Source organism: Streptomyces sp. NPDC000878, from assembly GCF_053599695.1.
Map to the genome: position 1 here is coordinate 73610 of NZ_JBSFMT010000011.1, position 24877 is coordinate 98486.

22 protein-coding genes are annotated in these 24877 nt (G+C 70.3%); 13 read left to right on the forward strand and 9 right to left on the reverse strand.

Annotated elements, in window-relative coordinates; genetic code table 11:
• Window positions 1-9: 9 nt before the first annotated feature.
• Window positions 10-759: a DUF6879 family protein gene (locus ACWDR4_RS12985; protein WP_450407576.1), complete on the reverse strand. Its 750-nt coding sequence runs from the start codon at window positions 757-759 to the stop codon at window positions 10-12.
• Between ACWDR4_RS12985 and ACWDR4_RS12990 the strand changes: the two genes are divergently transcribed.
• From ACWDR4_RS12990 to ACWDR4_RS13000, 3 genes are all read left to right on the forward strand, one after another.
• Window positions 758-940 carry a hypothetical protein gene (locus ACWDR4_RS12990; protein ID WP_450407578.1) on the forward strand — a complete coding sequence of 61 codons (183 nt, stop codon included), beginning with the start codon at window positions 758-760 and terminating at the stop codon, window positions 938-940. The genes ACWDR4_RS12985 and ACWDR4_RS12990 overlap by 2 nt on opposite strands.
• Complete coding sequence (locus ACWDR4_RS12995; protein ID WP_450407580.1) at window positions 937-1308, forward strand: DUF6415 family natural product biosynthesis protein; 372 nt, start codon at window positions 937-939, stop codon at window positions 1306-1308. The genes ACWDR4_RS12990 and ACWDR4_RS12995 overlap by 4 nt, the downstream gene beginning before the upstream one ends.
• A 282-nt stretch (window positions 1309-1590) precedes the next feature.
• Complete coding sequence (locus ACWDR4_RS13000; protein ID WP_450407583.1) at window positions 1591-2856, forward strand: ricin-type beta-trefoil lectin domain protein; 1266 nt, start codon at window positions 1591-1593, stop codon at window positions 2854-2856.
• Window positions 2857-2874: 18 nt separating this feature from the next.
• Here ACWDR4_RS13000 and ACWDR4_RS13005 read toward each other — a convergent pair whose 3' ends face one another.
• Complete coding sequence (locus ACWDR4_RS13005) at window positions 2875-4218, reverse strand: zf-HC2 domain-containing protein (protein ID WP_450407586.1); 1344 nt, start codon at window positions 4216-4218, stop codon at window positions 2875-2877.
• The gene (locus tag ACWDR4_RS13010; RefSeq protein WP_450407588.1) at window positions 4215-4820 is read right to left on the reverse strand and encodes a sigma-70 family RNA polymerase sigma factor; all 606 of its coding nucleotides are present in this window, start codon (window positions 4818-4820) and stop codon (window positions 4215-4217) included. Before ACWDR4_RS13010 ends, ACWDR4_RS13005 begins: the two co-directional genes overlap by 4 nt.
• 417 nt (window positions 4821-5237) lie before the next feature.
• Between ACWDR4_RS13010 and ACWDR4_RS13015 the strand changes: the two genes are divergently transcribed.
• Together ACWDR4_RS13015 and ACWDR4_RS13020 are read left to right on the forward strand one after the other, a co-directional pair.
• Window positions 5238-5639, forward strand: coding sequence for an STAS domain-containing protein (locus tag ACWDR4_RS13015; protein WP_389351801.1), 402 nt, complete (start codon window positions 5238-5240; stop codon window positions 5637-5639).
• A 228-nt stretch (window positions 5640-5867) separates the two neighbouring features.
• Window positions 5868-6386, forward strand: a complete 519-nt coding sequence (locus ACWDR4_RS13020) for an EF-hand domain-containing protein (RefSeq protein ID WP_450407591.1) — start codon at window positions 5868-5870, stop codon at window positions 6384-6386.
• Here the strand turns inward: ACWDR4_RS13020 and ACWDR4_RS13025 are convergent.
• On the reverse strand, window positions 6359-7894 hold the full coding sequence (locus ACWDR4_RS13025; RefSeq protein WP_450407594.1) for a class I adenylate-forming enzyme family protein: 1536 nt from the start codon (window positions 7892-7894) through the stop codon (window positions 6359-6361). The two genes, ACWDR4_RS13020 and ACWDR4_RS13025, sit on opposite strands and share 28 nt — an antisense overlap.
• A gap of 158 nt (window positions 7895-8052) precedes the next feature.
• On the opposite strand from ACWDR4_RS13025, the gene ACWDR4_RS13030 reads away from it, so the two are divergent.
• From ACWDR4_RS13030 to ACWDR4_RS13045, 4 genes are all read left to right on the forward strand, one after another.
• Window positions 8053-9246 carry an amidohydrolase family protein gene (locus ACWDR4_RS13030; RefSeq protein ID WP_450407596.1) on the forward strand — a complete coding sequence of 398 codons (1194 nt, stop codon included), beginning with the start codon at window positions 8053-8055 and terminating at the stop codon, window positions 9244-9246.
• Entirely contained in the window at window positions 9246-10376 is a 1131-nt protein-coding gene (locus ACWDR4_RS13035; protein ID WP_450407599.1) for an acyl-CoA dehydrogenase, read from the forward strand. The genes ACWDR4_RS13030 and ACWDR4_RS13035 overlap by 1 nt, the downstream gene beginning before the upstream one ends.
• Window positions 10377-10384: 8 nt before the next feature.
• Window positions 10385-11287, forward strand: a complete 903-nt coding sequence (locus tag ACWDR4_RS13040; RefSeq protein WP_450407602.1) for an acyl-CoA dehydrogenase family protein — start codon at window positions 10385-10387, stop codon at window positions 11285-11287.
• 536 nt (window positions 11288-11823) lie between these two features.
• Window positions 11824-12423 (forward strand): ATP-binding protein, encoded by a 600-nt coding sequence (locus ACWDR4_RS13045; protein WP_450407604.1) that lies wholly within the window; start codon window positions 11824-11826, stop codon window positions 12421-12423.
• 373 nt (window positions 12424-12796) lie between these two features.
• Here ACWDR4_RS13045 and ACWDR4_RS13050 read toward each other — a convergent pair whose 3' ends face one another.
• Entirely contained in the window at window positions 12797-13732 is a 936-nt protein-coding gene (locus ACWDR4_RS13050; protein ID WP_450407606.1) for a cyclase family protein, read from the reverse strand.
• Between the two features lie 106 nt (window positions 13733-13838).
• On the opposite strand from ACWDR4_RS13050, the gene ACWDR4_RS13055 reads away from it, so the two are divergent.
• The 3 genes from ACWDR4_RS13055 (at window position 13839) to ACWDR4_RS13065 (ending at window position 17087) form a co-directional block, all read left to right on the forward strand.
• On the forward strand, window positions 13839-14759 hold the full coding sequence (locus ACWDR4_RS13055; RefSeq protein WP_450407609.1) for an SDR family NAD(P)-dependent oxidoreductase: 921 nt from the start codon (window positions 13839-13841) through the stop codon (window positions 14757-14759).
• A 106-nt stretch (window positions 14760-14865) separates the two neighbouring features.
• Window positions 14866-16038 carry an acyl-CoA dehydrogenase family protein gene (locus ACWDR4_RS13060; protein ID WP_450407611.1) on the forward strand — a complete coding sequence of 391 codons (1173 nt, stop codon included), beginning with the start codon at window positions 14866-14868 and terminating at the stop codon, window positions 16036-16038.
• Complete coding sequence (locus ACWDR4_RS13065; RefSeq protein ID WP_450407613.1) at window positions 16038-17087, forward strand: Zn-dependent alcohol dehydrogenase; 1050 nt, start codon at window positions 16038-16040, stop codon at window positions 17085-17087. The genes ACWDR4_RS13060 and ACWDR4_RS13065 overlap by 1 nt, the downstream gene beginning before the upstream one ends.
• 1321 nt (window positions 17088-18408) lie before the next feature.
• Here ACWDR4_RS13065 and ACWDR4_RS13070 read toward each other — a convergent pair.
• Window positions 18409-19506 carry a GlxA family transcriptional regulator gene (locus ACWDR4_RS13070; RefSeq protein WP_450407616.1) on the reverse strand — a complete coding sequence of 366 codons (1098 nt, stop codon included), beginning with the start codon at window positions 19504-19506 and terminating at the stop codon, window positions 18409-18411.
• 71 nt (window positions 19507-19577) lie between these two features.
• Here ACWDR4_RS13070 and ACWDR4_RS13075 point away from each other — a divergent pair, with 71 nt between their 5' ends.
• A complete protein-coding gene (locus tag ACWDR4_RS13075) occupies window positions 19578-20939 on the forward strand; it encodes an MFS transporter (RefSeq protein WP_450407619.1) in 1362 nt (453 codons plus the stop codon).
• 28 nt (window positions 20940-20967) lie between these two features.
• Here the strand turns inward: ACWDR4_RS13075 and ACWDR4_RS13080 are convergent, their stop codons facing one another.
• The 3 genes from ACWDR4_RS13080 to ACWDR4_RS13090 are packed head-to-tail and all read right to left on the reverse strand — an operon-like array spanning window position 20968 to window position 24801.
• Window positions 20968-21588 carry a flavin reductase family protein gene (locus tag ACWDR4_RS13080; RefSeq protein WP_450407621.1) on the reverse strand — a complete coding sequence of 207 codons (621 nt, stop codon included), beginning with the start codon at window positions 21586-21588 and terminating at the stop codon, window positions 20968-20970.
• A 50-nt stretch (window positions 21589-21638) separates the two neighbouring features.
• Window positions 21639-22481: an enoyl-CoA hydratase/isomerase family protein gene (locus tag ACWDR4_RS13085; protein WP_450407624.1), complete on the reverse strand. Its 843-nt coding sequence runs from the start codon at window positions 22479-22481 to the stop codon at window positions 21639-21641.
• Between the two features lie 28 nt (window positions 22482-22509).
• Entirely contained in the window at window positions 22510-24801 is a 2292-nt protein-coding gene (locus tag ACWDR4_RS13090; RefSeq protein WP_450407627.1) for an acetate--CoA ligase family protein, read from the reverse strand.
• Window positions 24802-24877: the final 76 nt, after the last annotated feature.

Below are 24877 nucleotides of genomic sequence, written 5' to 3' on the forward strand. Positions count from 1 at the left end.
CCTCGCTCGCTATCCGTTCGCGCCGAGCCGCGCCGCGAACTGGTCGTACGGTACGGCGTGATGCCTCGCGGCATCGCGGACCTGGCAGTACCGGAGCACCTCCGCAGGCTCCGTGATCACCTCCACGTCGTGGAGGACGTCATCCTCGTCGAAGTTGAGCAGGGCGACCAACCGGCTGTCGAAGATCCAGAAGTCTTCGGTGGGAAGCCGCCGTGCTTCGGCATCGCTGCGCCACAGGTACCGCATGTCCTCACCAGCCGCCGCGTTGCGCGGTGCGTCGGTGAGCAGGAAGAGCTGGCCGGTGGTCGGCTGCTGGTCGACGACCCGTACGCGGCCGATGGTTTTGCCGGACTCGGTCTGGGTCCGGATGGTGCGTGACCATTCGTCGTCGTAGTCGAGAGTGATGCCACCGGTCTCGACGAACTCGGCGTACGTGGGGTCCTCGCGGTCCGATGCGTAGCCCCGGCGGGTCTCCAGGCGCCAGGCCGTGTACTCGAACGTATCGAAGAGCCCTCGGAACTCGGTCAGGTCGATCAACTTGGGCACTCGGTCGATCTCCTTCGGGCCGTGGTTGACGATGAGTTCACGCGGTACGACTGCCGCGTCCGTGGGGCCGAAGTGCTGGAGCTGGGCGAGGTCATCGGGGTCGGTGAGTGGCTCGCCCTGGATGATGATCTGCCCGGAGTCGAGATCCTCGTGAATGGCTGGGCATCCGCCGTTCTTGCTGTTCGTGCCGTTGAAGCGCAGTCGTCGTGCCATGGCCGCCTCCCCTTGGTGTGGATGCTGTCACCACCAGCTTCACCAGGTCGGGATCGTCCTCCCGTCTCTCGGTGTCGACGCGGCCTCGCCCGCCCTCGGCCTCGTGGAACTCGGGCGCGTACGCGCGGACGTGGCCCTGCGGTTGGCGCACACGCTTCGGCACGGGGGTCCGGCGGTATGACGGTGCAGCGGCGGGTTGAGATCCTGGACCCCGAACAGACCGTGGCGATGCGCGATGCGGCGGTCCGGTTTCTCGGTGAACCGGTGTTGCCGCGGTACGAGACCGTGCAGCGGTACGGGCACGTCTTCCATCGGGACCTGTGGCGGTTGATTCCGCGCGTCGAGCAGCTCGCCGGGCGCCTTCCCGGCGGCGACGTGTCGGCGAACGTGGCGCTCGCCGGTGTCGGTGAGGCCCGTCGGCGGCTCGACGAGATCGAACGGGCGGGCCTGGCAGGCGAGTTCGAGCGCGTCAAGCGGCTCGCCCGTTCCGTCGTGGCCCTGTGCGACCACCACGAGAGCCTGAACAGCCCGAACAGGGCGACCTCTTGAGCGTGGGTCCCTGAACACCTCCCTGCCGCCGTCCTGCCTCACCGTCTCGCTGGAGCAAGGCCACTCCTGAGGCTGAAGCCCTCCGATGTGCGGGGGATCGGAGCCCGGGCGTCCGGGGTTTTCGGTTGTCGGGGATTGGTCCGCACCAAAGTATCGATTGGTCCGTACCAAAGTATTGACTCGTCCTTGCCCCGCTCCTCAAAATCAACAGGCGACGCCTTCACTCCCCCCACTCCGGTCGGCTCACCTGTGTGCTCGACCGCCGTACGGAAGGACCGCGACATGGCTTCCCCACGCCTGCTTCGCAGATGCCTGTTCGCCGCCTTGTCCGCCGTGCTGGTCGCGTCCGCCGCGACCGGTGCCGCGCACGCGGATCCAGCGGATCTATCGGATCTTTCGGATCCATCGGATGTCTCCGTCGCGGCGGTGACGTTCTCCGACAGCTTCGACGGTGCCGCCGGCAGCGCCGTCAACTCCTCGAGGTGGTCGCTGGAGACCGGCGACAACGTCAACAACCACGAGCGCCAGTACTACACGTCCGGCACCAACAACGCGGCCCTGGACGGCCAGGGCCACCTGGTGATCACGGCCAAGAAGGAGAACCCGGCCAACTACCAGTGTTGGTACGGGACTTGTCAGTACACCTCGGCCCGGATGAACACCTCAGGGAAGTTCAGCGCGCAGTACGGGCATGTCGAGGCCCGGATGAAGATCCCGCGCGGGCAGGGCATGTGGCCCGCGTTCTGGATGCTCGGCACCGACATAGGCTCGGTCGGCTGGCCCAACTCGGGTGAGATCGACGTCATGGAGAACGTCGGCTTCGAGCCCTCCACGATCCACGGCACCCTCCACGGTCCCGGCTACTCCGGCTCGGCCGGCATAGGCGCCGGCTACACACTCTCGAACGGCCAGGCCTTCGCGGACGCCTTCCACACCTTCGCCGTCGACTGGGCGCCAAACTCGGTCAAGTGGTCGGTCGACGGCGTCGTCTATCAGACGCGCACGCCCGCCGACGTGGGTGGGAACACCTGGGCCTTCAACAAGCCGTTCTTCCTGATCCTCAACCTCGCGGTCGGCGGCTACTGGCCTGGCGACCCCAACAGCTCCACGGTCTTCCCCGCCCAGCTGGTGGTGGACTCGGTGACGGTGACCACCGGCGACACGGCCACCGGCGTGGCGATCAAGGGCCTGGCCGGCAAGTGCGCGGACGTCACCGGGGCGAACTCCGCCAACGGCACCCCCGTACAGCTCTACGACTGCAATGGCTCCGCCGCCCAGCAGTGGACCGTGGGATCCGACGGCACGATCCGCGCGCTCGGCAAGTGCCTGGACGTGAACGCCGGCGGCACCGCGGACGGCACCAAGGTCCAGCTCTACGACTGCAACGGCTCAGCCGCGCAGAAATGGGCCGTCAGCTCCGCCAACGACATCGTCAATCCACAGGCCAACAAGTGCCTGGACGTGACCGGCAACAACTCGGCCAACAGCACCCCGCTGCAGATCTGGACCTGCTCGGGCGGCGCCAACCAGAAGTGGACGATCGGCTGACCTGGAGTCGGCCGCCGCCTACATCCGGCTCAGGGAAGCCGCCGCGAACAGCACGTCCCTGATCGCCTCCCTGTCGCCGTCCTGTCCCGCCGCGGCCTCCTCCGGGGAGACGTGGCCCGCCGCCAGCTGGCAGAACTCCACGCCGTCCAGGGCCACATGGGCCACCTCGTGGGCGGCCGAGGGGAGGGCGGCGGGGGAGTCGAGGGGGATCAGCCATTCACCGCCGCCGGAGCCTTCGATCTCCAGGCGGAGGCTTCGGCCGGGTTCGCCCGCCGGTACCAGGTGGCGGGTGGTTCGGTTCGGTGTCGCCAGGCCTGCCTGGCGGCGGGCGGCCAGGGCCTCCGGGAGCATACGGGCCGCCAGGTCGATCACGCCGTGGAGGTGACGGGGGGAGGGAGGTTCGTAGGGGTAGTCCACCGCTTCCGCGATGTCGCCCGCGTGCACCCAGCACTCGAAGGCGCGGTCCAACATGGCGTCGTGCAACGGCAGTTCGAAGTCGCCGTACGGCACCGGCAGCTTGCCCGCGCCGCCGCCCGCGAAGGAGACCGTTCGTACGATGTTGTGGCTCTGCTCCCGCCACGGCATCCGCACCGAACGGGTCGGCGGGAAGTACGACGCCCGCCAGTACGCCTCCGTGCGGGCCGCCGGAGTCGGGGTGACCGGCCCCTCCTGCTTGCCGGTGAGCGGGTCGTCCAGGCCCAGTGCGACCGCCACCAGGCCGTCCACGCTCAGCAGATGCGCGATGACACCGGCGACCGTCGTCCGACGCGTCGTCTGCTCGTCGCCCTCGAACCAGCGCAGCCGCACGGGCGCGTGCCACTCCGCGTCGCCGAAGTCCTGGAGCAGGGCGTCGAGGCGGGCGGTCTCCGCGTCGTACGGAGTCGCCCACTCCGGGACCGGGATGCGCGGCGGGCGCCGGTCCAGGCAGCCCTCCAGGACGCGGGTGCGCAGGGTCGGGTCCAGGTCGAGGGGTTCCGGGCGCTGGAGCAGTTCGACCGCCTCGCGCAGGCGCCTCGCCTCGTCCGCGCAGGCCCCGCACTCCCCGAGGTGCTCCTCCACCGCCAGCGTCTCCTCCGGCGCGCACGCCGCCAGCGCCCACGCCCCGAGCAGCGACCTCAGCACGTCGTGTTCCAGGACCAGCGGTACGGGGGGTACGGGGGGTCCGGCGGGTGTTTCGGGTAGGGGGTGGCCCGTGTCCTCCACTGAGGAACGCGGCATCGGTATGCGGGGTGGGCCGGCGCCGACGTCCCGTTCCTTGCCGTCCCCGTTGCCGCCGCCGTTGCCGTCGCCACTGGCGGGGCCCTGAGGGCCGTGCCCCTCGTACCCCTCCCAGTCCCCGTCCTCGTGACCCGCGCCGCTCACACCGCACCCCCGTATTCGGGGGGTGCCCCCGGTGTGCCGGTGTCGTGGGCCGTGGACAGGAGCTGGAGGCCCAGGCGGAGGCGGCGGCGGGCCTCGGCCTCCGTGACGCCCAGGTCGACGGCGGTCTGGCGGTAGTCGCGGCGGTCGAAGTACGCCAGCTCCAGGGCGGCGCGCAGCGGGGCCGGCATCGACGTGACGATGTAGTCGGCGCGGGCGGCGACGGAGGCGCGGCGGACCCGGCGTTCCAGTTCCTCCAGGGAACTCGTCGAGCCGGTGACACCTGGTGGTGCCTCCGGGTCGGTCAGCGCGGCCGTCTCCGTCTGGCGCAGGCGCTGTACCGCGAGGCGGTGGGTCAGGGTGGCCACCCAGGAACGCAGGGGGCCCTGCTTGGGGTCGTAGGCGTCGGGGTGCTGCCAGACGTGGGCGAAGACCTCGCGGGTGATGCAGTCGGCGGCCTGTTCGTCGGCCAGGACACGGTGGGCGAGGCCGTGCACGAGCGAGGCGAACCGGTCGTACAGCTCACCGAGTGCGGCGGCCTCCCCGCGCGCGAGCCGCTGCTGCATCTTGCGGTCCCAGCGGGGCGGTGTGTCCCTCTTCGCCATGCGGTCCCCTCACCCCCGTAGGTCTCGTCAGGTCTCCGTGCGTCCCAGTCGTGCCCGTGCCGTGTTTCTGTCCAGGTCCGGCGGCTGCCCACCCTCTCCTCGAATGTAGTCGGCGCCTCTGACAGCCCACTCCTCTTTACGGCAATGTGCGCCCTCCGAGGGGCCTCCGATGGTAGAGAACCGACGGAGAACGACCGAGAGTGGCTGATGTCGACCATTCATGAACTCAAGTCGCCCCTCTTTTGATCACACAGGATCACGGGTGACCGAAACAAGTCCCTTGCAAACCGCTTGCAAGTCTCTTGCGATCTGGGCCGAGTAGATGTGCGGTGTTTGGTGGCACAGCGGCTGGGCAGCCGCGTCGACAGGAAGCGTAGGACAGGCTTCCGTTTCCGTCGGACGAGTTGAACGAGAGGCGTGATGGTGGCGTTCAAAGTGACCGACGGCGAGCGCGGTGGCTGGACCGTGCTCCAGGTGTCCGGGGAGATGGACCTGGTCACCTCGCCGGAACTGCGGCAGCGGGTGCACGCAGCGGTGGCCGACGGCCGCCGCCGTATCGTCCTCGACCTCTCCGAGGTCGTCTTCTGTGACTCCAGCGGTGTCGGCGTCCTCATCGCCACCCGCCGGCTGCTGCGCTCCTGTCAGGGCCGCCTGCGCCTGATCCTGCCCGCACAGGGCATCGCGGACAGCGCCCACGCCCACCACGTCAACCGGGTCCTCGGCGCCCTGGGGGTCCGCCGCCTCTTCGACGTCTACGCGGACCTCGCCACGGCCGCCGACGAGACGGCGGCCCCGCTCTCCGCGCCCACCCACGTGTGACAGGCCCCCACACACGGGTGACGACCGCCCCCCACGCGCGCGTGACCTGCCTCCATGCGCCCCACGCGCGCGTGACGCCGTTGTCGCGGAATTCCCCCAGTCTTGGCACAGGCGTCGTTTTCGTGTCCCGGTTGTCACCTGCGCGTCGTACGCTCCGTGCGGGAAAGACTCTCGACGCGGATGCACGACGCAGCCGCAGGACGCAGACGTAAGGCAGGCCCGACAGACATGGTCAGCTCCGAGTACGGGCGGAAGATCACAGCCCGGTTCGCCACCTTCGACCAGGACGCCAACGGCTACATCGACCGGGCGGACTTCAGCGTGGCGGCCAAGGCGCTGCTCGCCGAGTTCGACACTCCCGCCCGGTCCGACAAGGGCCAGGCCCTCTACAGCGGTGCCGAGGCCTTCTGGCAGGGCATGGCGGGGATAGCGGACCGGGACGGCGACCAGCGGATCACCCGCGACGAGTTCGTGAACGGCGCCGTGAAGCGGCTGCGCGACAACCCCGGCCGGTTCGCCGAGATCGCCCGCCCCTTCCTGCACGCGGCCCTGGCCGTCGCGGACCTGGACGGCGACGGCGCGGCCACCGTCGGGGACACCGTGCGTGTCCTCAAGGCGCTCGGCGTGCCCGAGGACATCGCCGCCCTGGCCGCCGCGACCCTCGACACCGACGCGGACGGCCGGATCGCCGAGGCGGAGATCGTCGACGCGTTTGCCCGCTACTTCACCGTCCCCGACTCGGAGTAGCGCTCACGCAGCTTGTACTTGAGCACCTTCCGCAGGGTCTCGTTGCGCGGAAGGGCGTCCACCACCTCCAGCCGCTCCGGCAGCTTGTGCACGGACAGCCCTTCCGACCGCAGATACGAGGTCAGCGCGGCCAGCGTCAACTCCCCGGCCCCCGCCGCCCGTTCCGCCTGTTCGACGACCGCGCACACCAACTCCCCCCGCTCGACGTCCGGCAGCCCGATCACCGCCACGTCGCCCACCCCCGGATGCGTGTGCAGCAGATCCTCGATCTCCTTCGCCGAGATGTTCTCGCCCTTGCGGATGATGACGTCCTTGAGCCGCCCGGTGAGCACCAAGTGCCCGCTCCCGGTGAGGAATCCCAGGTCACCGGTGCGCAGAAAGCCGTCCGCGTCGAACGCCTCGGCGGTCTGCGCGGGGTCCAGGTACCCCTGGCACACGGCCTCCCCGCGCAGCCGCACCTCGCCGTCCACCACCCGTATCTCCATCTCCTCCGGCGGACGCCCCTCCGTCGTCGCCAGGTTCTCGACCGTGTCGTCCGGCGCCCCCATGGTGATCATCGGCACCTCGGTCATCCCGTACCCGTGCGTGAGCTGCACGCCCATCTCGCGTACGACGGAGTGGTAGACCTCCGGCGGCTTCGGCGCCCCGCCGCCCGCGAGCAGCCGCAGGGACGGGATCACCGGAACGCCGGGCTGCTTGCGCTGCTCGGCGAGGAACATGGAGTAGAACGCCGTGGACCCGCCGGCCACCGTCACCCCGTGCTTGCGGTACCCCTCCAGCGCGTCCGGCAGCGCGAACTGCTCGAACATCACCGCCGGGAAGCCGTACAACAGCAGCATCACCGTGTAGTCGGGGCCCGCGATATGGGAGTACGGGAAGGCCATCGAGCCGACGTCGGACTCGGTGAGCCGCAGCGCGTGCGCGAGGCACGAGCCGCCCGCGATGAGTGAACGGTCCGTGTGGAGCACGCCCTTGGGGTCGGAGGTCGTGCCCGAGGTCCAGTAGATCCAGCGGACGGAGGTGCCGTCGGCGGGCGGGGGTGGCAGCAACGCCGGGTCCCCGTCCGGCAGTTCATCGCTCTCGTACGCCTGGAAGATGCCCTTCGCGCCCAGCCGCCGAGCCATCTCCGTGTGGTCGAAGCCGCGCCACACGCCCGGCACCGCGAAGAACTCCGCCTTCGACTCCCGCAGCGCGAAGCCGACTTCGCGGTCCCGGTAGAAGGGGATGACCGGCGACTGGACGGCGCCGAGGCGGGCGAGCGCGAAGGAGAGCAGGGCGGTCTCGATACGGGTGGGCAGCTGCCAGGCGACGACCGTGCCGGGGCGTACGCCCATGTCGTACAGGCCGGCCGCGACCCGCTCGGAGCGGTCGCGCAATTCGCCGAAACTCAGGGCGCGGTCGTCCTGGAGAAGGACGGGCCGGTCCGGGGTGAGTTCGGCGCGGCGGGTCACCAGTTCCCAGAGGGTACGGGCCGAACCCAGGGCGTGTGCGGTGTCGACGGCGTTCACGTGGCCCCCTGTTGCTGACGGACAGTCAGATCGTGCCGGGAGCGTAGAGCTTGACGCCTTGTCGGTCCATAGGTGCGCGACTAGCCTGCTAGAGGCAAGAGATCTGACGGATCGTCAGATTGGCCAGCCAGGGATACGTCAGCAGGCGGAGGGGACCCATGACCGAACTGCCCCGCATCATCAGCGTCGACGACCACGTGATCGAACCCGCGCACCTCTTCGAGACCTGGCTGCCGGCCAAGTACCGGGACAAGGGACCGAAGCCCTTCACCGCCGGAATCGGTGAACTCGCCTACGTGGGCGGCAAATACCGGTTCACGACCGACCCCGAGGGCCAGATCACCGACTGGTGGCAGTACGAGGGGCTGCTCTTCCCGTACAAGCGGATCATCGCGGCCGTCGGCTTCTCCCGGGACGAGATGACCCTCGACGGGATCACGCGCGAGCAGATGCGACGCGGCTGCTGGGACCCGAAGGCCCGGCTCGCCGACATGGACCTCAACCACGTCGAGGGCTCCCTCTGCTTCCCCACCTTCCCCCGCTTCTGCGGGCAGACCTTCGCCGAGGCCGAGGACAAGGAGGTCGCGCTGGCCTGCGTGCGCGCCTACAACGACTGGATGGTCGAGGAGTGGTGCGGCGACAGCGGCGGCCGGCTCATCCCGCTGTGCCTGATCCCGCTGTGGGACGTCGAGTTGGCGGTCGCGGAGATCCGGCGCAACGCCGAACGCGGGGTGCGCGCGGTGACGTTCTCGGAGATCCCGACGTATCTCGGGCTGCCGTCGATCCACTCCGGCTACTGGGACCCGTTCTTCGCGGTGTGCGAGGAGACCGGGACGGTCGTCAACATGCACATCGGCAGCAGCAGCCAGATGCCCGCCGCCTCCCCGGACGCCCCGCCCGCCGTACAGGCCTCGCTGAGCTTCAACAACGCGATGGCGTCGATGATGGACTTCCTGTTCAGTGGCGTGCTGGTGAAGTTCCCGGCGCTCAAACTCGCGTACAGCGAAGGGCAGATGGGCTGGATCCCGTACGCCCTGGAGCGCGCCGACGACGTGTGGGAGGAGCACCGCGCGTGGGGCGGGGTCCGGGATCTGATCCCGGAGCCGCCCTCGACGTACTACTACCGGCAGATCTTCTGCTGCTTCTTCCGCGACAAGCACGGCGTCGCCTCGATCGACGTCGTCGGCCGGGACAACGCCACCTTCGAGACCGACTACCCGCACGTCGACTCAACGTTCCCGCACACCAAGGAAGTTGCCCTCGACCATGTGAAGGGCCTCGACGACGAGACCGTCTACAAGCTGATGCGCGGCAACGCGATCCGGATGCTCGGCCTCGACCTGGACAAGTAGTGGACCTCTCCGACAATCCCCAAGAGGCGGAATTCCGGGCGCGGTTGAGGGAGTGGCTGGCGAAGGCGCTTCCCTCCCTCCCCGCGAAACCCTCGCCCGACGACTGGCCCGGGCGGCGTGCGTACGACCTCGGCTGGCAGCGGACGCTGTACGACGCCGGGTACGGCGAGGTCCACTGGGGTGCCGACCCCGCCGTACGGATGATCTTCCTGGAGGAGACGGAGAAGGCCGGCGCGCCCTATGTGGGCGCCAACTTCGTCGGGCTGCTGCACGCCGGGCCGACCGTCGCCGCCGAGGGGAGCGAGGAGCAGAAGGCGCGCTGGCTGCCGCCGGTGCTGCGCGGCGAGGAGGTCTGGTGCCAGGGGTTCAGCGAGCCGGACGCCGGTTCGGACCTCGCCGCGCTGCGCACACGCGCGTGGCGCGACGGCGACGACTATGTGGTGAGCGGCTCCAAGATCTGGACCTCGCACGCCGAAGTCGCCGACTGGTGCGAGCTGTTGGTGCGGACGGACCTCGACGCGCCGAAGCATCGCGGGATCACCTGGCTCGCCATGCCCATGGATGCGCCGGGCATCACCGTACGGCCGCTGCGCACGCTCGCCGGGACGGACGAGTTCGCCGAGGTCTTCCTCGACGAGGTCCGGGTGCCCGTCGCCAACCGGGTCGGCGAGGAGAACGACGGCTGGCGCGTGACCATGGTGACGCTGTCCTTCGAGCGCGGTACGGCGTTCGTCGGAGAGGTGGTCGCCTGTCGCCGGGTGCTGGGTGAACTCGCCCTGGCGGCACGGGAGAACGGGCGCTGGGACGACCCCGTACTGCGGCGGCGGCTCGGGCGGCTGAACGCCGAGTTCCGGGCGCTGTGGCGGCTGACGCAGTGGAACGTCAGCGAGGCGAGCGAGGGGGTGCCCGGGGTCGGCGGGTCGGTGTTCAAGCTGCGGTACTCGCACGCCCGGCAGGAGTTGTACGAGGCGGCGGCGGAGGTGCTGGGCGACTGGGCGGCGCTGGATCTCGAACGGCCCTGGGTGCTCGACCGGTTGTCCTCCCTCTCGTACACCATCGCGGCCGGCACCTCCCAGATCCAGCACAACATCCTGGCCGAACGCGTTCTCGGGCTGCCGAAAGGACGGTGACCTCGCACATGCGGTTCCAACTCACCGAAGACCAGCGGGCGTTGCGGGAGGGCGTACGGGGGCTGCTGGCGGGGCGCTTCGGGCGCGAGCGGCTCCGGGCGGCCATGGAGGGGGATGCACCCCAGCTGGACCGGGGACTGTGGCGGGAGTTGGGGGCCGCCGGGTTCTTCTCGCTGCGGCTGCCGGAGGCGGCGGGCGGGGTCGGACTCGGGCTGCCCGAGGCGGTGTTGGTGTTCGAGGAGGCGGGGCGCGTACTGCTGCCCGGGCCGCTCATCGCCACCCATCTCGCGGCGGGCGTCGTGCCGGGCGCGGCGACGGGGGAGACGGTGGTGACCGTCGTCGACGCGGGCGGGGCGGTGGAGTGGCTCGCGGTGGCCGATGTCGTACAGGGGGATGCCGCAGGGGCGGTACCCGTGCGGTCGGCGGATCCGCTCACGCCGCTGCACCGGGTGGCCGGTCCGGACTCCTCGTCGGACGCCCGTACTACGGACGTACTCCTGACCTCTCTCCTCACCGCCGCCGAGCAGCTCGGTACCGCCGCCCGGGTGGGTGAGCTGGCCGTGCAACACGCTCGGACCCGTGAGCAGTTCGGGCGGTCGATCGGGGCCTTCCAGGCGGTGCAGCATCTGTGTGCCGGGATGCTGGTGCGGGTCGAGGTGGCGCGGGCGGCGGTGTACGCGGCGGCCGTCACCGGCGACCCGGCGGACATCGCGGCGGCCCGGCTGCTCGCCGACGAGGCCGCCGTACGCGGGGCTCGCGACTGCCTTCAGGTACACGGAGGGATGGGCTTCACCTGGGAATCGGACGTCCATCTGTATCTGAAACGGGCGTGGGTACGGGCCCGGCGCCCCGGTTCGGTGACGGAGTGTGAGGAGCTGCTCGCCGCCGAGTTACTGGCCGAGGCGTCGTGACGCGACCCGGAAGCCGGTCCGGAGCTGGGATCGGCCGGGACCGGCCGGATTCATGTCATGGATCGTGGCGTGACGGAAGTGTGATGAAAGTGTGCGGTAGTTACTGAGCGTCGATACCGGGTTGTGTCCTTCGCGTGACTCGTCACGGCCCGGAGTCGTGTGCTCGCTCCGGTACCTTCTGTGGGATGCGAGTGGTTCCGAGGTCGAGCCATCCCGGTGTTGCCCCTGAGGCGGCCCCGGATCCGGCAGTGCGCGCCGCTCGTGGGGCGGGTCGGAGGTCCGTGCCCGCCTGTTCGACTCCCCGCGGCGAGCGTCGCACAGTATGCCCCAGGCGTACTCCTTCGCGTTGGAATATGCCCGAAGCGCTTGTTGGGGTGACTGTACGTCAACCATGCTTTCTCGTAAGGGACTCACGTTCCGTGATCCCTGATCTGGCCGTTGGCCCAACCGTTGTTCTGGGCATGCAGAAAATGGCTACGATCGTGGCCCTCGTGCGGCGCGGGGCGATGTGTCCGCCGGTTCGGATGGTGTGAGCGGTGCAGGTGCTTCAAGTGCAGCTGGAGATCCGGCCCGACCCCGCGGAGGTGGGGCGGGCCCGGAGATGGGTGCGGTCACGGCTCGCCGGGTCCGGGGTCGCGGACGACGAGCCGCTGGCCGAGACGCTGATCCTCCTTGTCTCCGAGCTGGTCACCAACGCGGTGGTGCACACCGGGTGTCCGGCGGTGCTGCGGCTCTCCTTCCAGGGCGCGCCGGGTGTGTGGGGTGCGCAGGGCGTGTGCGGTCCGCAGGGCGGGGCCGGCGGGTTCGTCCGGCTGGAGGTCGCCGACCTGAGCCCCTGCCCGCCCGCGCCCCGGCACGCCGACGGCGACGAGACCAACGGGCGCGGCCTGGAGCTGGTCGACGGGCTCGCCGACCGGTGGGGGTGGAGTCCCGAGGGCATCGGCAAGCGCATCTGGTGCGAGCTGGACCGATGTCCGGCCCCTCCGGCGCCGTACGGAGGGGGAAGTGGAAGCGCGGTGGCGGCCAAGGCCACGGCCACGGCTTCAGTCACGGCCGCGGCCACGGCTACAGCTACGGCTTCGGCCTCGGTCACTGCTTCCGCGTACGGGGGCATGGCGGCGTACGAAGCCGTGTGACGTCTGCGTCTGCGGCCTGTTGGTGCGGCGCTCGGCGGGGCACGGGTGCAGAAATGCCCGGTTTTCCTGCCGGGTGTGGTGCGGTGCGCCGGGGTGTGCCCCTGTGCGCGGTTGTCGCAAAAAGGGCGTAAGCGATAAATCCCCGAACGGGTGTTGACGTGACGTGACCACTTGAACACGCTTGTGTTCAGCGCGATTCGCCGTGAGGGGACGGCGAGGGTTCGGTGACGGGGGCCCTCGGCGAGTGCGGATCGCGATTCGGCGTCGGCCTCCTCAGGGTCAAGGGGGCGGGGTGGGAACGTCGAAGGCGGGTGGCGGCGCGCGTGCCGTACTTGGGGTGGGCAGTGGCGCGCCGCCGGCCGGCTGACAGGGGTCAGAGGATCGCCACGGGTGCGACGGGGCTGCCCGTGGCGCCCGTGAACGGTTCCGGGGTCGCCGACAGCAGGAACTCGTAGCGGCACTCTTGTCCACAGGCTGTGGACAACTTTTCGAGATTCCAGTTCTGGCCCTGCGGCATCCCCATCTCCACCAGGTCGAGCGCGTGTACGGGCATCCAGAGATCTTCCGACTCCGGCGGAAATATCTCAAAGGTGAGAGTGTCGTTCGCGACCGCCGCGACGTCCCGCGCGTGGAACCACTCCGGCGTACGGATCGACAGCCCGGGCGAGGGATACGTGTATCCGTGCTTGTCCCCGGCCAGGTACACCTGCATCTGCCCGGTCCGTACGAGCACGATGTCGCCCGCTCGTACGCGCGTTCCGGCGAGTTCCTCCGCAGCCTCCAGGTCCTCCGGGGTGACCGCGTGCCCCCCGTCGAGCCGGTCGACACCCCGCGCGCGGGCCACGTCCAGCAGCACCCCGCGCGAGACGACGTGCCGCGCCTTGTCGACGCTGGCGAACTCGGCGCCGGAGTGGGCGGTGATACTGCTCGCCGGGCGGCCGTTGTAGAGCTTCCCCGAGTGGGAGGCGTGGGCGAGGGCGTCCCAGTGGGTGCCGGCCTGGAGCCCGAGGGTCACGATGTCGTCGCTGGTCGCGACGGTCCCGCCGCCCGGCGGTCCGAACAGCTCCTGGTTGATCTGGATCATCGCGTGTACGGGGTTCAGGCGGCCGGGGATCGCGCCGGTCTGGACGCCGTCCTGCTGGAGGGGGAGGGCGAGGGGGACGCGATGGCCGGTGCGGACGGTCGCGGCGGCCTCGCGGACGACCTGGTCGGTGATGAGGTTGAGGGTGCCGATCTCGTCGGCCTCCCCCCAACGCCCCCAGTTGTTCACGCGTTTGGCGATGGCGTGGAACTCGGCCGGCAGTGACATGAGTCCGGTTCCTTCCTGGAGACCGGTCCCTCCCGGGGCTTGCCTCCGGATATCTGACGGGCCATAAAATCTAACGGTCCGTCAGAAACCGCGGGAAGGGGCCGGCATGGGGAACTTCTTGGCAGGCAAGGTGATCGCCGTGACCGGCGCGGGGCGGGGGATCGGCCGGGCGGTGGCGCTGGGCGCGGCGGCCGAGGGGGCGCGGGTCGTCGTCAACGACTACGGCGTCTCGATGGACGGCGCGTCCCCGACCAGCGAGGTCGCCGAGGGCGTCGTCAAGGAGATCGAGGCGGCGGGTGGGGAGGCGGTCGCGGTGGCCGACGATGTCTCGACGATGGCGGGCGGTCAGCGGGTTGTCGACGTGGCGGTCTCGTCGTACGGGCGTCTTGACGGTGTTGTCTGCGTCGCCGGGATCCTGCGCGAGCGGATGCTGTTCAACATGTCCGAGGAGGAGTGGGATCCGGTCGTCGCCACGCATCTCAAGGGCACGTTCACGGTGTTCCGGGCGGCCTCGGCGGTGATGCGGCAGCAGCGGGCGGGGACGCTGATCGGGTTCACCAGTGGGAACCACCAGGGGTCGGTGTCGCAGGCCAACTACAGCGCGGCCAAGGGCGGGATCATCTCGCTGGTGCGGAGCGCTGCGTTGGGGTTGCACAAGTACGGGGTGAGTGCGAACGCGGTTGCGCCGGTTGCTCGTACGCGGATGTCGGCCAACGTTCCCATGGAGTTGGCGGAGATCGGGGAGCCGGAGGATGTGGCCGCGTTGGTGGTGTATCTGCTGTCCGAGAGGGCTCGGGAGCAGGGGATTACCGGGCAGGTGTACACGGTTGCGGGGCCGAAGATCGCGGTTTGGGCGCAGCCGAGGGAGTTGCGGGCGGCGTATGCGTCTGACTCCGGCGGGTGGACGCCGGAGCGGATCGCGGAGTTTTTGCCGGGGTCTGTGGGGGTGGATCCGATGCCGATGCTTGTGCGGTTGGAGGAGATGGAGAGGGCTGCGCGGGAGGGGGCTCGGCCCAACGCCCAGTAGCTCGGGTGCGTGTGTTGTTTGGCGGGTGCGGGTTCGTTGTGGCTTGTCGCGCAGTTCCCCGCGCCCCTGGGTGGGACATCGCGTCCGGCGTTGAGAGGGGAGCCCTGTGGAGTTTGGATTCAGTGCCGTTGATGAGGAGTTCCGTCGGGAAGCTCGGGGTTGGCTCTGTGCGCATGTTGATGGGGCTGGTGATCGGCGGGCCTGGGAGCGGGTGTTGGGGAAGGCCGGGTGGATCGGGCTCTCCTGGGGGGAGTCCGGGTATGGGAATCGCACCGCCGGTCTTACCCAACAAGTCGCCTGGGCCGAGGAGTACGCGCGGTCGGGGGCGCCGGTGCGGTCCGGGCATATCGGGGAGAATCTGCTTGGGCCTACGCTCCTCGCGCATGGGACCGATGAGCAGCGGGGGCGGTTTCTGCCGCCGATTGCCGCCGGCGAGGAGCTGTGGTGTCAGGGGTACAGCGAGCCCGGGGCGGGCTCTGACCTTGCCGGGGTGAGTACGAAGGCTGAGCGTGCGTCTGACGGGACGTATCGGATCACCGGTCAGAAGATCTGGACCTCCCTTGCCCATGAGGCCGATTGGTGCTTCGTGCTCGCCCGTACGGAGGCGGGGTCCAGGCGGCATCACGGGCTCACGTTTCTGCTCGTACCCATGGATCAGCCGGGGCGGATCGAGGTCAGGCCCATTCGGCAGATGACCGGGACCAGCGAGTTCAACGAGGTCTTCTTCGACGGGGCGCATGCGCGTGCGGAGCATGTCGTCGGGGGTGAGGGCGGCGGCTGGGGTGTCGCGATGAGTCTGCTCGGGTTCGAGCGGGGGGTCTCGACGCTGGCCCAACAGATCGGGTTCGCCGGGGAGTTGGGGCGCGTGGTGCGGGCGGCCGTCGACAGCGGCGCGGTGGCGGATCCCGTCGTACGGGAGCGACTCGTGCGGCAGTGGGCCGAGTTGCGGGTGATGCGGTGGAACGCCCTGCGGACGTTGGGGGGTTCGGCGGACGTCGGCGGCGCGGCGAGCGTGGCCAAGCTGCTGTGGGGCGGGTGGCATCAGCGGCTGGGGGAGCTGGCGATGCTGGTCCGGGGTGCGGGGGCCGCCGTGGGGCCGGTGGACTGGTCGGCGGCGGCGCCGTACCAACTCGACGCCGCGCAGCACCTGTTCATGTTCTCCCGGGCCGACACGATCTACGGCGGCTCCGATCAGATCCAGCGCACGATCATCGCCGAGCGGGTGCTCGGTCTGCCCAGGGAATCCAGGGAATCCAAGGGAATCAAGGGGGTTGGCTGATGCGCGGGGTGCTGTTCGACGGGAAGCAGGTCCAGATCGTTGACGATCTGGAGGTGCGTGATCCGGGGGCGGGGGAGGTGCTGGTCGCCGTCTCGGCTGCCGGGTTGTGTCACAGCGATCTGTCGGTTGTCGACGGGACCATTCCCTTTCCTGTTCCCGTCGTGCTCGGGCACGAGGGGGCGGGGGTGGTGGAGGCCGTCGGGGACGGGGTCACGCATGTCGTACCCGGGGACCACGTCGCCCTGTCGACGCTCGCCAACTGCGGTGCGTGCGCGGAGTGCGACCGGGGGCGGCCGACCATGTGCCGGAAGGCGATCGGGCGGCCCGGGCGGCCGTTCAGCCGGGGCGGGCGGCCGGTGTTCCAGTTCGCGTCCAACTCCGCCTTCGCGGAACGGACGGTGGTGAAGGCCGTGCAGGCGGTGCGCATCCCGAAGGACATCCCCATGTCCTCCGCCGCGCTCATCGGGTGCGGGGTGCTGACCGGGGTGGGCGCCGTGCTCAACCGGGCCAAGGTGGACCGCGGGGACAGTGTGGTGGTGATCGGTACGGGCGGGGTCGGGCTGAACGTCCTTCAGGGCGCGCGGATCGCGGGCGCCCTGCGGATCGTCGCCGTGGACGCGAACCCGGCGAAGGAGGGGGTGGCGCGGCTGTTCGGCGCGACCCACTTCCTGACCTCGACGGAGGGGGTACGGGACGTTCTGCCGACCGGTGCCGACCATGTCTTCGAGTGCGTGGGACGCGTGGAACTCGTACGGCAGGCCATCGACCTGCTCGACCGGCACGGCCAGGCGGTGCTGCTCGGCGTACCGCCCGCGACCGCCGAGGCGTCCTTCCTCGTCTCGTCGATGTACCTGGACAAGTCGATCCTGGGCTGCCGTTACGGGTCCTCGCGGCCCCAGCGGGACATTGCGCTGTACGCCGACCTGTACCGCGAAGGGCGGCTGCTGCTGGACGAGTTGGTGACCGAGACCTATCCGGTGGAGGACTTCGAGAAGGCGGTGGGGGACGCGGAGGCGGGGCGGGTGGCTCGGGGGGTGCTGACGTTCTGACTCGGAGGATCACTCTCCGGGCGGCGGGATCGCTTTCTGAGCGGGGCATGCCAGGAGTTGTCCACAGGTGCCGGAAATCCCCTGGGGCATTGTCGGTGCCGACCTCTACCTTCGGACCATGAGCTATCGCGATGTCGCCTCGAAGCAGGTCCTCATCTGGGCCTGCACCTCCGTGGGCGCCCGCATGCCCATGGCCATGGCGCCGCTGGCCCTGGTGTTCCTGGTGCGCGAACGGCCGGGCGGCTATGCCCTGGGCGCCGCGCTCGCCGCCGCGTTCGTGGTCGGGGAGATGATCGGTGCCCCGGTTGTCGGCCTGCGGCTGCGTCCGGACCGGGCGCGTCCTCAGCTGGCGGCGGCGCTCGCGGCCGGGGCCGTCGGATTCGCGGGGCTCGGAGTGATACCGGGGGCGCATCCCGTAGTCCTCGCTGCGTTCGCGTTCCTTGCCGGTGGCGCTCCGGCCGCGGTCGCGGGCGGGCTGCGCGCGATGCTCACCAACCTGGTCCCGGCGCGCGCCGTGACACAGGCGCTGTCCACCGAGTCGATGCTGAACTCGGGCATATGGGCCGTCTCCCCGGCCGCCGTCACCGGCCTCGCGCTGGGCGTGGCACCGCGCGTCCCGCTGATCCTCGCCGCCGTCCTGATGGCGTCGTCGATCGTCGGCCTGTGGCTGCTTCCGGCGGGTTGGGCGGCGCACGACGAGCACCGGACGGAGGGACAGGGGAAGGGACAGAAGGGGAGGGGGCCTTCGCTGCTCGGGCTTCTGGTCGCCGCCTGGCCCGTGTACGTCACGGGTGCGGCCGGACTCACCCTGCTCGGCCTGGCCGAACTCGTCCTGCCCGCGCTGCTCGAACAGCGCGGCATCGGTGTCGGCTGGTCCGGCCCGATACTGACCGGCCTGGCGGTGGGCGCGGGACTGGGTGCCTTCATGTACGGCGTCCGGGCCTGGCCGGGGCGGCTGCGCACCCGCAGCGTGGTGCTGATCGGCGGCATGTCGGTCTGTGTGACCGCCGCCGCGCTGATACCGGACACGGCAGGAATCGCCGCCGCGCTGGCCATGGGCGGCATGCTCCAGTCGGGCGCGCTGGTCACCCGCAACCTGTCCCTGCGCGAGGCGCTTCCGGCGGATGCCCTGGCCGCGGGCTACTCCGTCATGTACGCGGCTGCCGGCGCGGGTTACGCGGCGGCGGGTTCGCTCGCGGGCGCCCTGCTCCAGGTGACGGCACCGTCCACGGCCGTCCTGGCCGGCGTGGCCCTGACGCTGGTGCTGACGGCCGTCGGGTGGTGGGGCGAGACGCGTTCCGAGGGGCGTTCTGCGCAGGGCTCAGCGCAGGGTGCCGACAGCGTCGTGGCTGTCGACGCTGCCGGACCGGCCGGAGATCCGGTCGCTCCCGCCCGCCCCCACGCCCCCGGACCGGAAGGTGCGGCGATACGCGGTAGGCGTGACGCCGAGGACCGCCTGTAGATGCTGGCGCATCGACTGGGCCGTGCCGAAGCCCGCGTCCCGGGCGACCTGGTCGACGGACAGGTCGGTGGACTCCAGGAGATGCCGGGCCCGCTCCACGCGTTGCTGGGTGAGCCACTGGCCGGGGCTGACGCCGACCTCCTCACGGAAGCGGCGCGTGAAGGTCCGTACCGACATCGACTCCTGCTCGGCCATGTCGCGCAGCTGGAGCGGTTCGTGGAGACGGCCCAGGGCCCAGGCGCGGGCGGTGGTCGTGGTCGCCAACTGGGGTGCGGGTACCGGGCGTTGGATGTACTGGGCCTGTCCGCCGTCGCGGTGCGGCGGTACGACCGTACGGCGGGCCACCTCGTTGGCGACGGCGGCGCCGTGGTCGCGGCGGACCATGTGCAGGCACAGGTCGATCCCGGCCGCGACGCCGGCCGAGGTCAGCACGTCGCCATCGTCGATGAACAGGACGTCCGCGTCGACCTCGATCTGCGGGAAGGTCCGCTGGAAGTGCTCGGCGTCGGCCCAGTGCGTGGTGGCCGGACGGCCGTCCAGATGACCGGCGGCGGCGAGCACGTACACGCCGGTGCAGATGGAGGCGAGCCGGGTGCCGGGCCGGATGTGGGCGAGGGCGGCGGCCAGTTCGTCGGTCAGCACGCCCTCCTCGAAGACCGGGCCGAGCCTGTACGACGCCGGGACGATCACCGTGTCGGCGGTGGCCAGGGCCTCCGGGCCGTGGGCGACCTGGATGGCGAAGTCGGCGTCGGTCTCGACGGGGCCCGGCGGGCGGATCGAGCAGGTCACGACCTCGTAGAGGAGCCGGCCCCGGGCGTCCTTGGGGCGGCCGAAGATGCGGTGCGGGATGCCCAGCTCGAAGGGGAGCAGACCGTCGAGGGCGAGGACGACGACGCGGTGGGGCCGGAAGTCCGCGTCCCCCTGCGGGCGGGTGGAGGTGATGGGGGTGATGGCCATGGCCCGATCCTAGCGAATGCTGTCCTTCGGGCCACTCGTTCGGGGAGTCCGCAGGTCGGAAGCTTGACGGCGTGACGACGACAGAGCCGACCGATGCCGCCACTGCCACCGATGCCGCCGATACCGCCGATACCGCCAGTGATCTCCGGAAGCCCGGCCGGGCCCCGCGCCTCCCCCGCATCCACAGGGCGTGGTTCGTCGCCGCCGTGGCCTTCGTGACGATCATCGGCGCCGCCGCCTTCCGCTCCCTGCCCGGGCTGCTCATCGACCCGCTCCACCAGGAGTTCGACTGGTCGCGCGGCACGATCGGCGCCGCCGTCTCCGTCAACCTGGCGCTGTACGGGCTGACGGCACCCTTCGCCGCCGCGCTGATGGACAGGTTCGGCATCCGGCGGGTCGTGGCGGTCGCCCTCGCGATCATCGCGCTGGGCTCAGGCCTGACCGTGTGGATGACGGCCGCCTGGCAACTGATGCTGTGCTGGGGCCTGTTGGTGGGCCTGGGCGCCGGTTCGATGGCGCTCGCCTTCACGGCGACGGTCACCAACCGCTGGTTCACCGAACGCCGGGGCCTGGTGACGGGCATCCTGACCGCAGCGTCGGCCTCCGGCCAGCTGATCTTCCTGCCGCTGCTGTCGTGGATCATCGAGAAGTATGACTGGCGCCCGGCGGCGGTGACGGTGTCCCTGGCAGCCCTGACGGTCATCCCCTTCGTCTGGCTGCTGCTGCGCGACCACCCGGCGGACGTGGGCCTGAAGCCGTACGGGGCAAAGGAGTTCGTACCGAAGCCGCCCCCGGTGCAGGGCGCTGCGCGCCGCACGGTGAAGGTTCTCCTCTCGGCGGTACGCACGGGCCCGTTCTGGCTCCTGGCAGGCACCTTCGCGATCTGCGGAGCGTCGACGAACGGCCTGATCCAGACCCACTTCGTACCTGCGGCCCACGACCACGGCATGCCCATAACGGCCGCCGCTTCCCTGCTGGCGGTCATCGGGGTCTTCGACGTGGTCGGCACGATAGCCTCCGGCTGGTTCACCGACCGCTACGAACCGCGCCGCCTCCTGGCGGTGTACTACGCGCTGCGCGGAGTCTCGCTCCTCTTCCTCCCGATGCTGCTGGCGCCCTCGATCCACCCTCCGATGATCTTCTTCATCGTCTTCTACGGCCTCGACTGGGTCGCCACAGTCCCACCCACCATCGCCCTGTGCCGCGAGCACTACGGCGACGACAGTGCGATCGTCTTCGGCTGGGTGCTCGCCTCCCACCAGGTCGGGGCGGCGCTGGTTGCCTTCCTCGGGGGGATGGCACGGGATGTCTTCGGGTCGTACGACGTTGTTTGGTATGCGTCGGGGGCGCTGTGTGCTGCGGCTGCGTTGATGGCGTTGGTTATACGGAGGCGGCCGACCGTCGCCACGGGAATGCGGTCCGCCGTGGCTTAGAGGCTTAGAGGCTTAGAGGTCTAGAGGTCTAGAGGAAGCGTCCCTTGCGGAACAGCAAGGGAGCGGTGTCCTCGTCCCCCGTCCCCAGCCCCTCCACCCGCCCCACCACGATGAGATGGTCCCCGCCCGTGTGCACCGCCTGGATCGTGCAGTCGATCCAGGCGGAGGCGCCAGCCAGGCGGGGGGAGCCGGAGACGGGTGTCGGCTCGTGGTCGACGCCCGTGAACTTGTCCGTGCCGCTCCTCGCGAAGCCGCGGCACAACTCGCCCTGGTCGGCGGCCAGGACGTTGACGCAGAAGACGCCCGCGCGGGCGATCAGCGGCCAGGTTCTCGACGTACGGCCGACCATGAAGACGACGAGGGGTGGGTCGAGGGAGAGGGCGGCGAAGGACTGGCAGGCGAAGCCGGCGGGAGTGGTCTCGCCTTCGGCGGGCGGGGCGGTGATGACGGTGACGCCGGTCGCGAAGTTGCCCAGTACGCGCCGGAATTCGGCCGGGGGGACCGGTGCCCGCTCGTCGTCCCTGACCGCCCGTAAGGCCGGTCGGGGCAGCGCTTCGACGGCGCGCGCGACGGCGGGTGCCGCTGTGGGTGCACCGGCCGACCTGAGATAACGGACGGCAGCCGCCGCCATTCCCGCTTGTCCCAACATACGTTCCATTGGAACTGACGGATCGTCAGAAGTGAAGCCCTGTAAGGCGGTCAGCTCCCGCCGTAGCGAGGGGTTCGGCGTTCCACGAAGCTCGCGATGCCTTCCGCCGCGTCCGCCGTCCCCATGTTGATCTCCTGGGCCGTGGCCTCGGCCGCGAAGGCGGTGGCTCGGTCGGAGTCGAGGGAGGCGTTGATCAGCTGTTTCGTGAGGGCGAGGGTGCGGGTCGGGCCGGTGGCCAGGCGGTCCGCCCATTCGCGGGCCGTCTTGTGGAGGTCTTCGGGCGGGACGACGCGGTTGACCAGGCCCAGGCGTTCCGCGTCCGGGGCGGTCAGCGCGTCGCCGAAGAACATCAGTTCCTTCGCGCGCTGCGGGCCGATCAGGCGGGGGAGGAGGTATGCGCCGCCGCCGTCCGGGACCAGGGCCCGGCGGACGAACACCTCGATGAACCTGGCCTGTTCGGCCGCGAGTACTAAGTCGCAGGCGAGCGCCAAGTGGGCGCCCAGGCCCGCCGCCGTGCCGTTCACCGCCGCTATCACCGGCTTCTCGCAGTCCATGACCGATGCGATCAGGCGTTGGGCGCCCTGGCGGATGACTCGCGCCACGTCACCGGCGATCCGTTCGCCAGTCGTCTGCCCGCCTCCCCGCAGGTCCGCGCCCGTGCAGAAGCCGCGGCCCGTGCCGGTGAGGACGACGGCTCGTACGGCGGGGTCGGCGGAGGCTTCCGAAAAAAGTTGGATCAGGCGTTCTCGCTGGTCAGGGGTGATGGCGTTGAGGGTTTCGGGGCGGTTGAGGGTGATCCACGAGACGTGATTGTCAGTGGCGTGCAGTATCAATGAATCAGCTGACACGGCGGATATTTCCGGCGTGCCGGGTTCTTCGGGGGAGGAAGTCATGTGGGTGCTGCTCCAATTCTTGCGGCGGCTAGAGCGGCGGCTGGTGCACGCTCTGACGGTTCTGGCCGGCTTGGTCGTTCTGGCTGTCCGGTCCTGGCCCGCACACCGCCAGCGCGTCCAGCGCCACCGCGCCCTGCCCCCTGGGCAGCACCATCAGCGGGTTGATGTCCAGCTCCGCCAGCTCGTCCCCGAGTTCCAGTGCCATGCGCTGCACCCGCATGACGACCTCGACGAGCGCGTCCAGGTCGGCCGGGGGGCGCCCCCGGACCCCGTCCAGCAGGGCCCGCCCGCGCAGTTCGGTCAGCATGTCCCGCGCCTGCTCCTCGCCGAAGGGCGGCACGCGTACGGCGGTGTCCTGGAGCACCTCGACCAGTACGCCGCCGAGTCCTACCGTCACCGTCGGGCCGAACAACTCGTCGTGCGTGACGCCGACGACCATCTCCACGCCCCGCTCGACCATCTGGCACACGAGTACGCCGTCCAGGGCCACGTCCTCGTAGCGGGCGATGTCGGTCAGCTCGCGGTAGGCGTCGCGGACCTGACTGGCCGAGGTCAGCCCGATCTTCACCAGCCCGAGTTCCGTCTTGTGGGCGATCTGGCCGCCCGACGCCTTCATCACCACCGGGTAGCCCACCAGCCCCGCCGCCCGGACGGCCGCCGCCGCGCTGGTCACCAACTGCTCGCGCGGTACGCGGATTCCGTACGCGCGCAGCAGCAGCTTGGCGGCGTGCTCGCTCAGCGCCTGGCCGGGCCGCATCAGCGCCCGCGCCTTGCGGAAACTGGGCGACGGGGTGCGAGGGGCCTCGTCGAAGGGGGAGCGGTAGGAAGCGGTGAAGCGGGCGTGGTCGAGGTGGGCGCGGACAGCCGTCACGCAGTTCGCGAAAGTGCGGAAGGTCGCCACGCGGGAGGAGCCGAGCAGGGTCTCGCGGTACGCCGACTCCGTGCCGACCGGCGACCCCCAGATCACGCACACCAGCTTGTCCGTCTGCTCGGCAGCCTCCACGAGGTCGCGCGCGAGCTTGTCGCTCATCGGAGGGAAGGGGCCGGTGATGGGACAGACCAGGACGCCCACCTCCGGGTCGGCGAGGATCGCGTCGATGATCTTCCGGCCGCGCCAGTCGCCGACCGGATGCCCGCCGCTGTCGACCGGGTTGGCCACGTTCAGGTAGTCGGGTATCCACTGGTGCAGCTCGGACTGTTTGGCGGCGGAGAGGGTCGGCAGGTGCAGGCCGGCCTCCGTTGCCAGGTCCGCGAAGTGTGCGCCCGTGCCGCCCGAGATCGAATAGACGGCGACCCCGTCGGCAAGCGGGCGGCGGGCGCGGGCCAACAGGGCTGAAGTGTCCTGGAGTTGGTCGAGTCCGTCGACGCGGATCACCCCGTACTGCCGCATCGCCGCGTCCACCACCTTGTCGGCGCCGGTCAGTTTGCCGGTGTGGGAGGCGGCGGTGCGAGCGCCGGTCTCGGTGCGGCCCACCTTGACCGCGACGACCGGGACTCCGCGCCGGGCGGCCCGGTCGGCGGCCAGGAGAAAGGAGCGGCCGTCCTTCAGGCCCTCGACGTAGCAGGCGATGGCGCCCACCTCGGGCTGTTCGGAGAAGTACGAGATGAAGTCGGCGGTCTCCAGATCGGCCTCGTTGCCGGTGGGGGCCCAGTGGGAGAGGCGGATGCCGAGTTCCTGGAGGGCGAAGACGGGGCGGCCCTGGTGGCCGGACTGGGTGATCAGGGCGATCGCGGGGCCGTCGAGATCCTCGCGGAAGTGCTCGAAGGCGTTCAGGTTGGTGTTCGGGCCGAGGAGACGGAGACCGGAGCGGCGGACGGCAGTCGCCAGGCGGGCCTGTGCCTCCGCGCCCGCCTCGCCCGTCTCCGCGAACCCGGAGGCGAAGGCGACGGCGAACTTCACCTTGGTCTCGGCGAGTTGCTCGACCACGGGAAGGGGATCGGCGACCAGGAGCACCGCGAGATCGATCTGCTCGGGCAGGTCCGCGACGGAAGGGAAGCAGGGTATGCCGAAGACGGCCTCGCGGGTCGGGTGCACGGGGTGCAGCCGGGCACCGACCCGCTCGGCCCACGCCAGCAACTGCCGGGTGATACCGGTGTTCGGCCGCCCCTCGGCGTCCGAGGCACCGACCACCGCCAGGGACTCGGGCCGGAAGAAGCGGTCGAGATCGGGCACGCCTGCGTACAGCGGCCGGCCGCCGACGTCGAGATCGTCGACGTCGGCGGGCCTGCCGTGCACGACAGGCGAGGGCTGCTCGCCGCAGGCGATGACCCGGGCCCGGCGGGAGTCGGTGGTGAGGGTGCCGTGGGTTGATCCAAGCATCGGTCCGCCCGCTCCTGTGTGACAGCCAATTAACTGACGCAGTGTCAGGTTACTGAACTGACACTCCGTCAGGAAC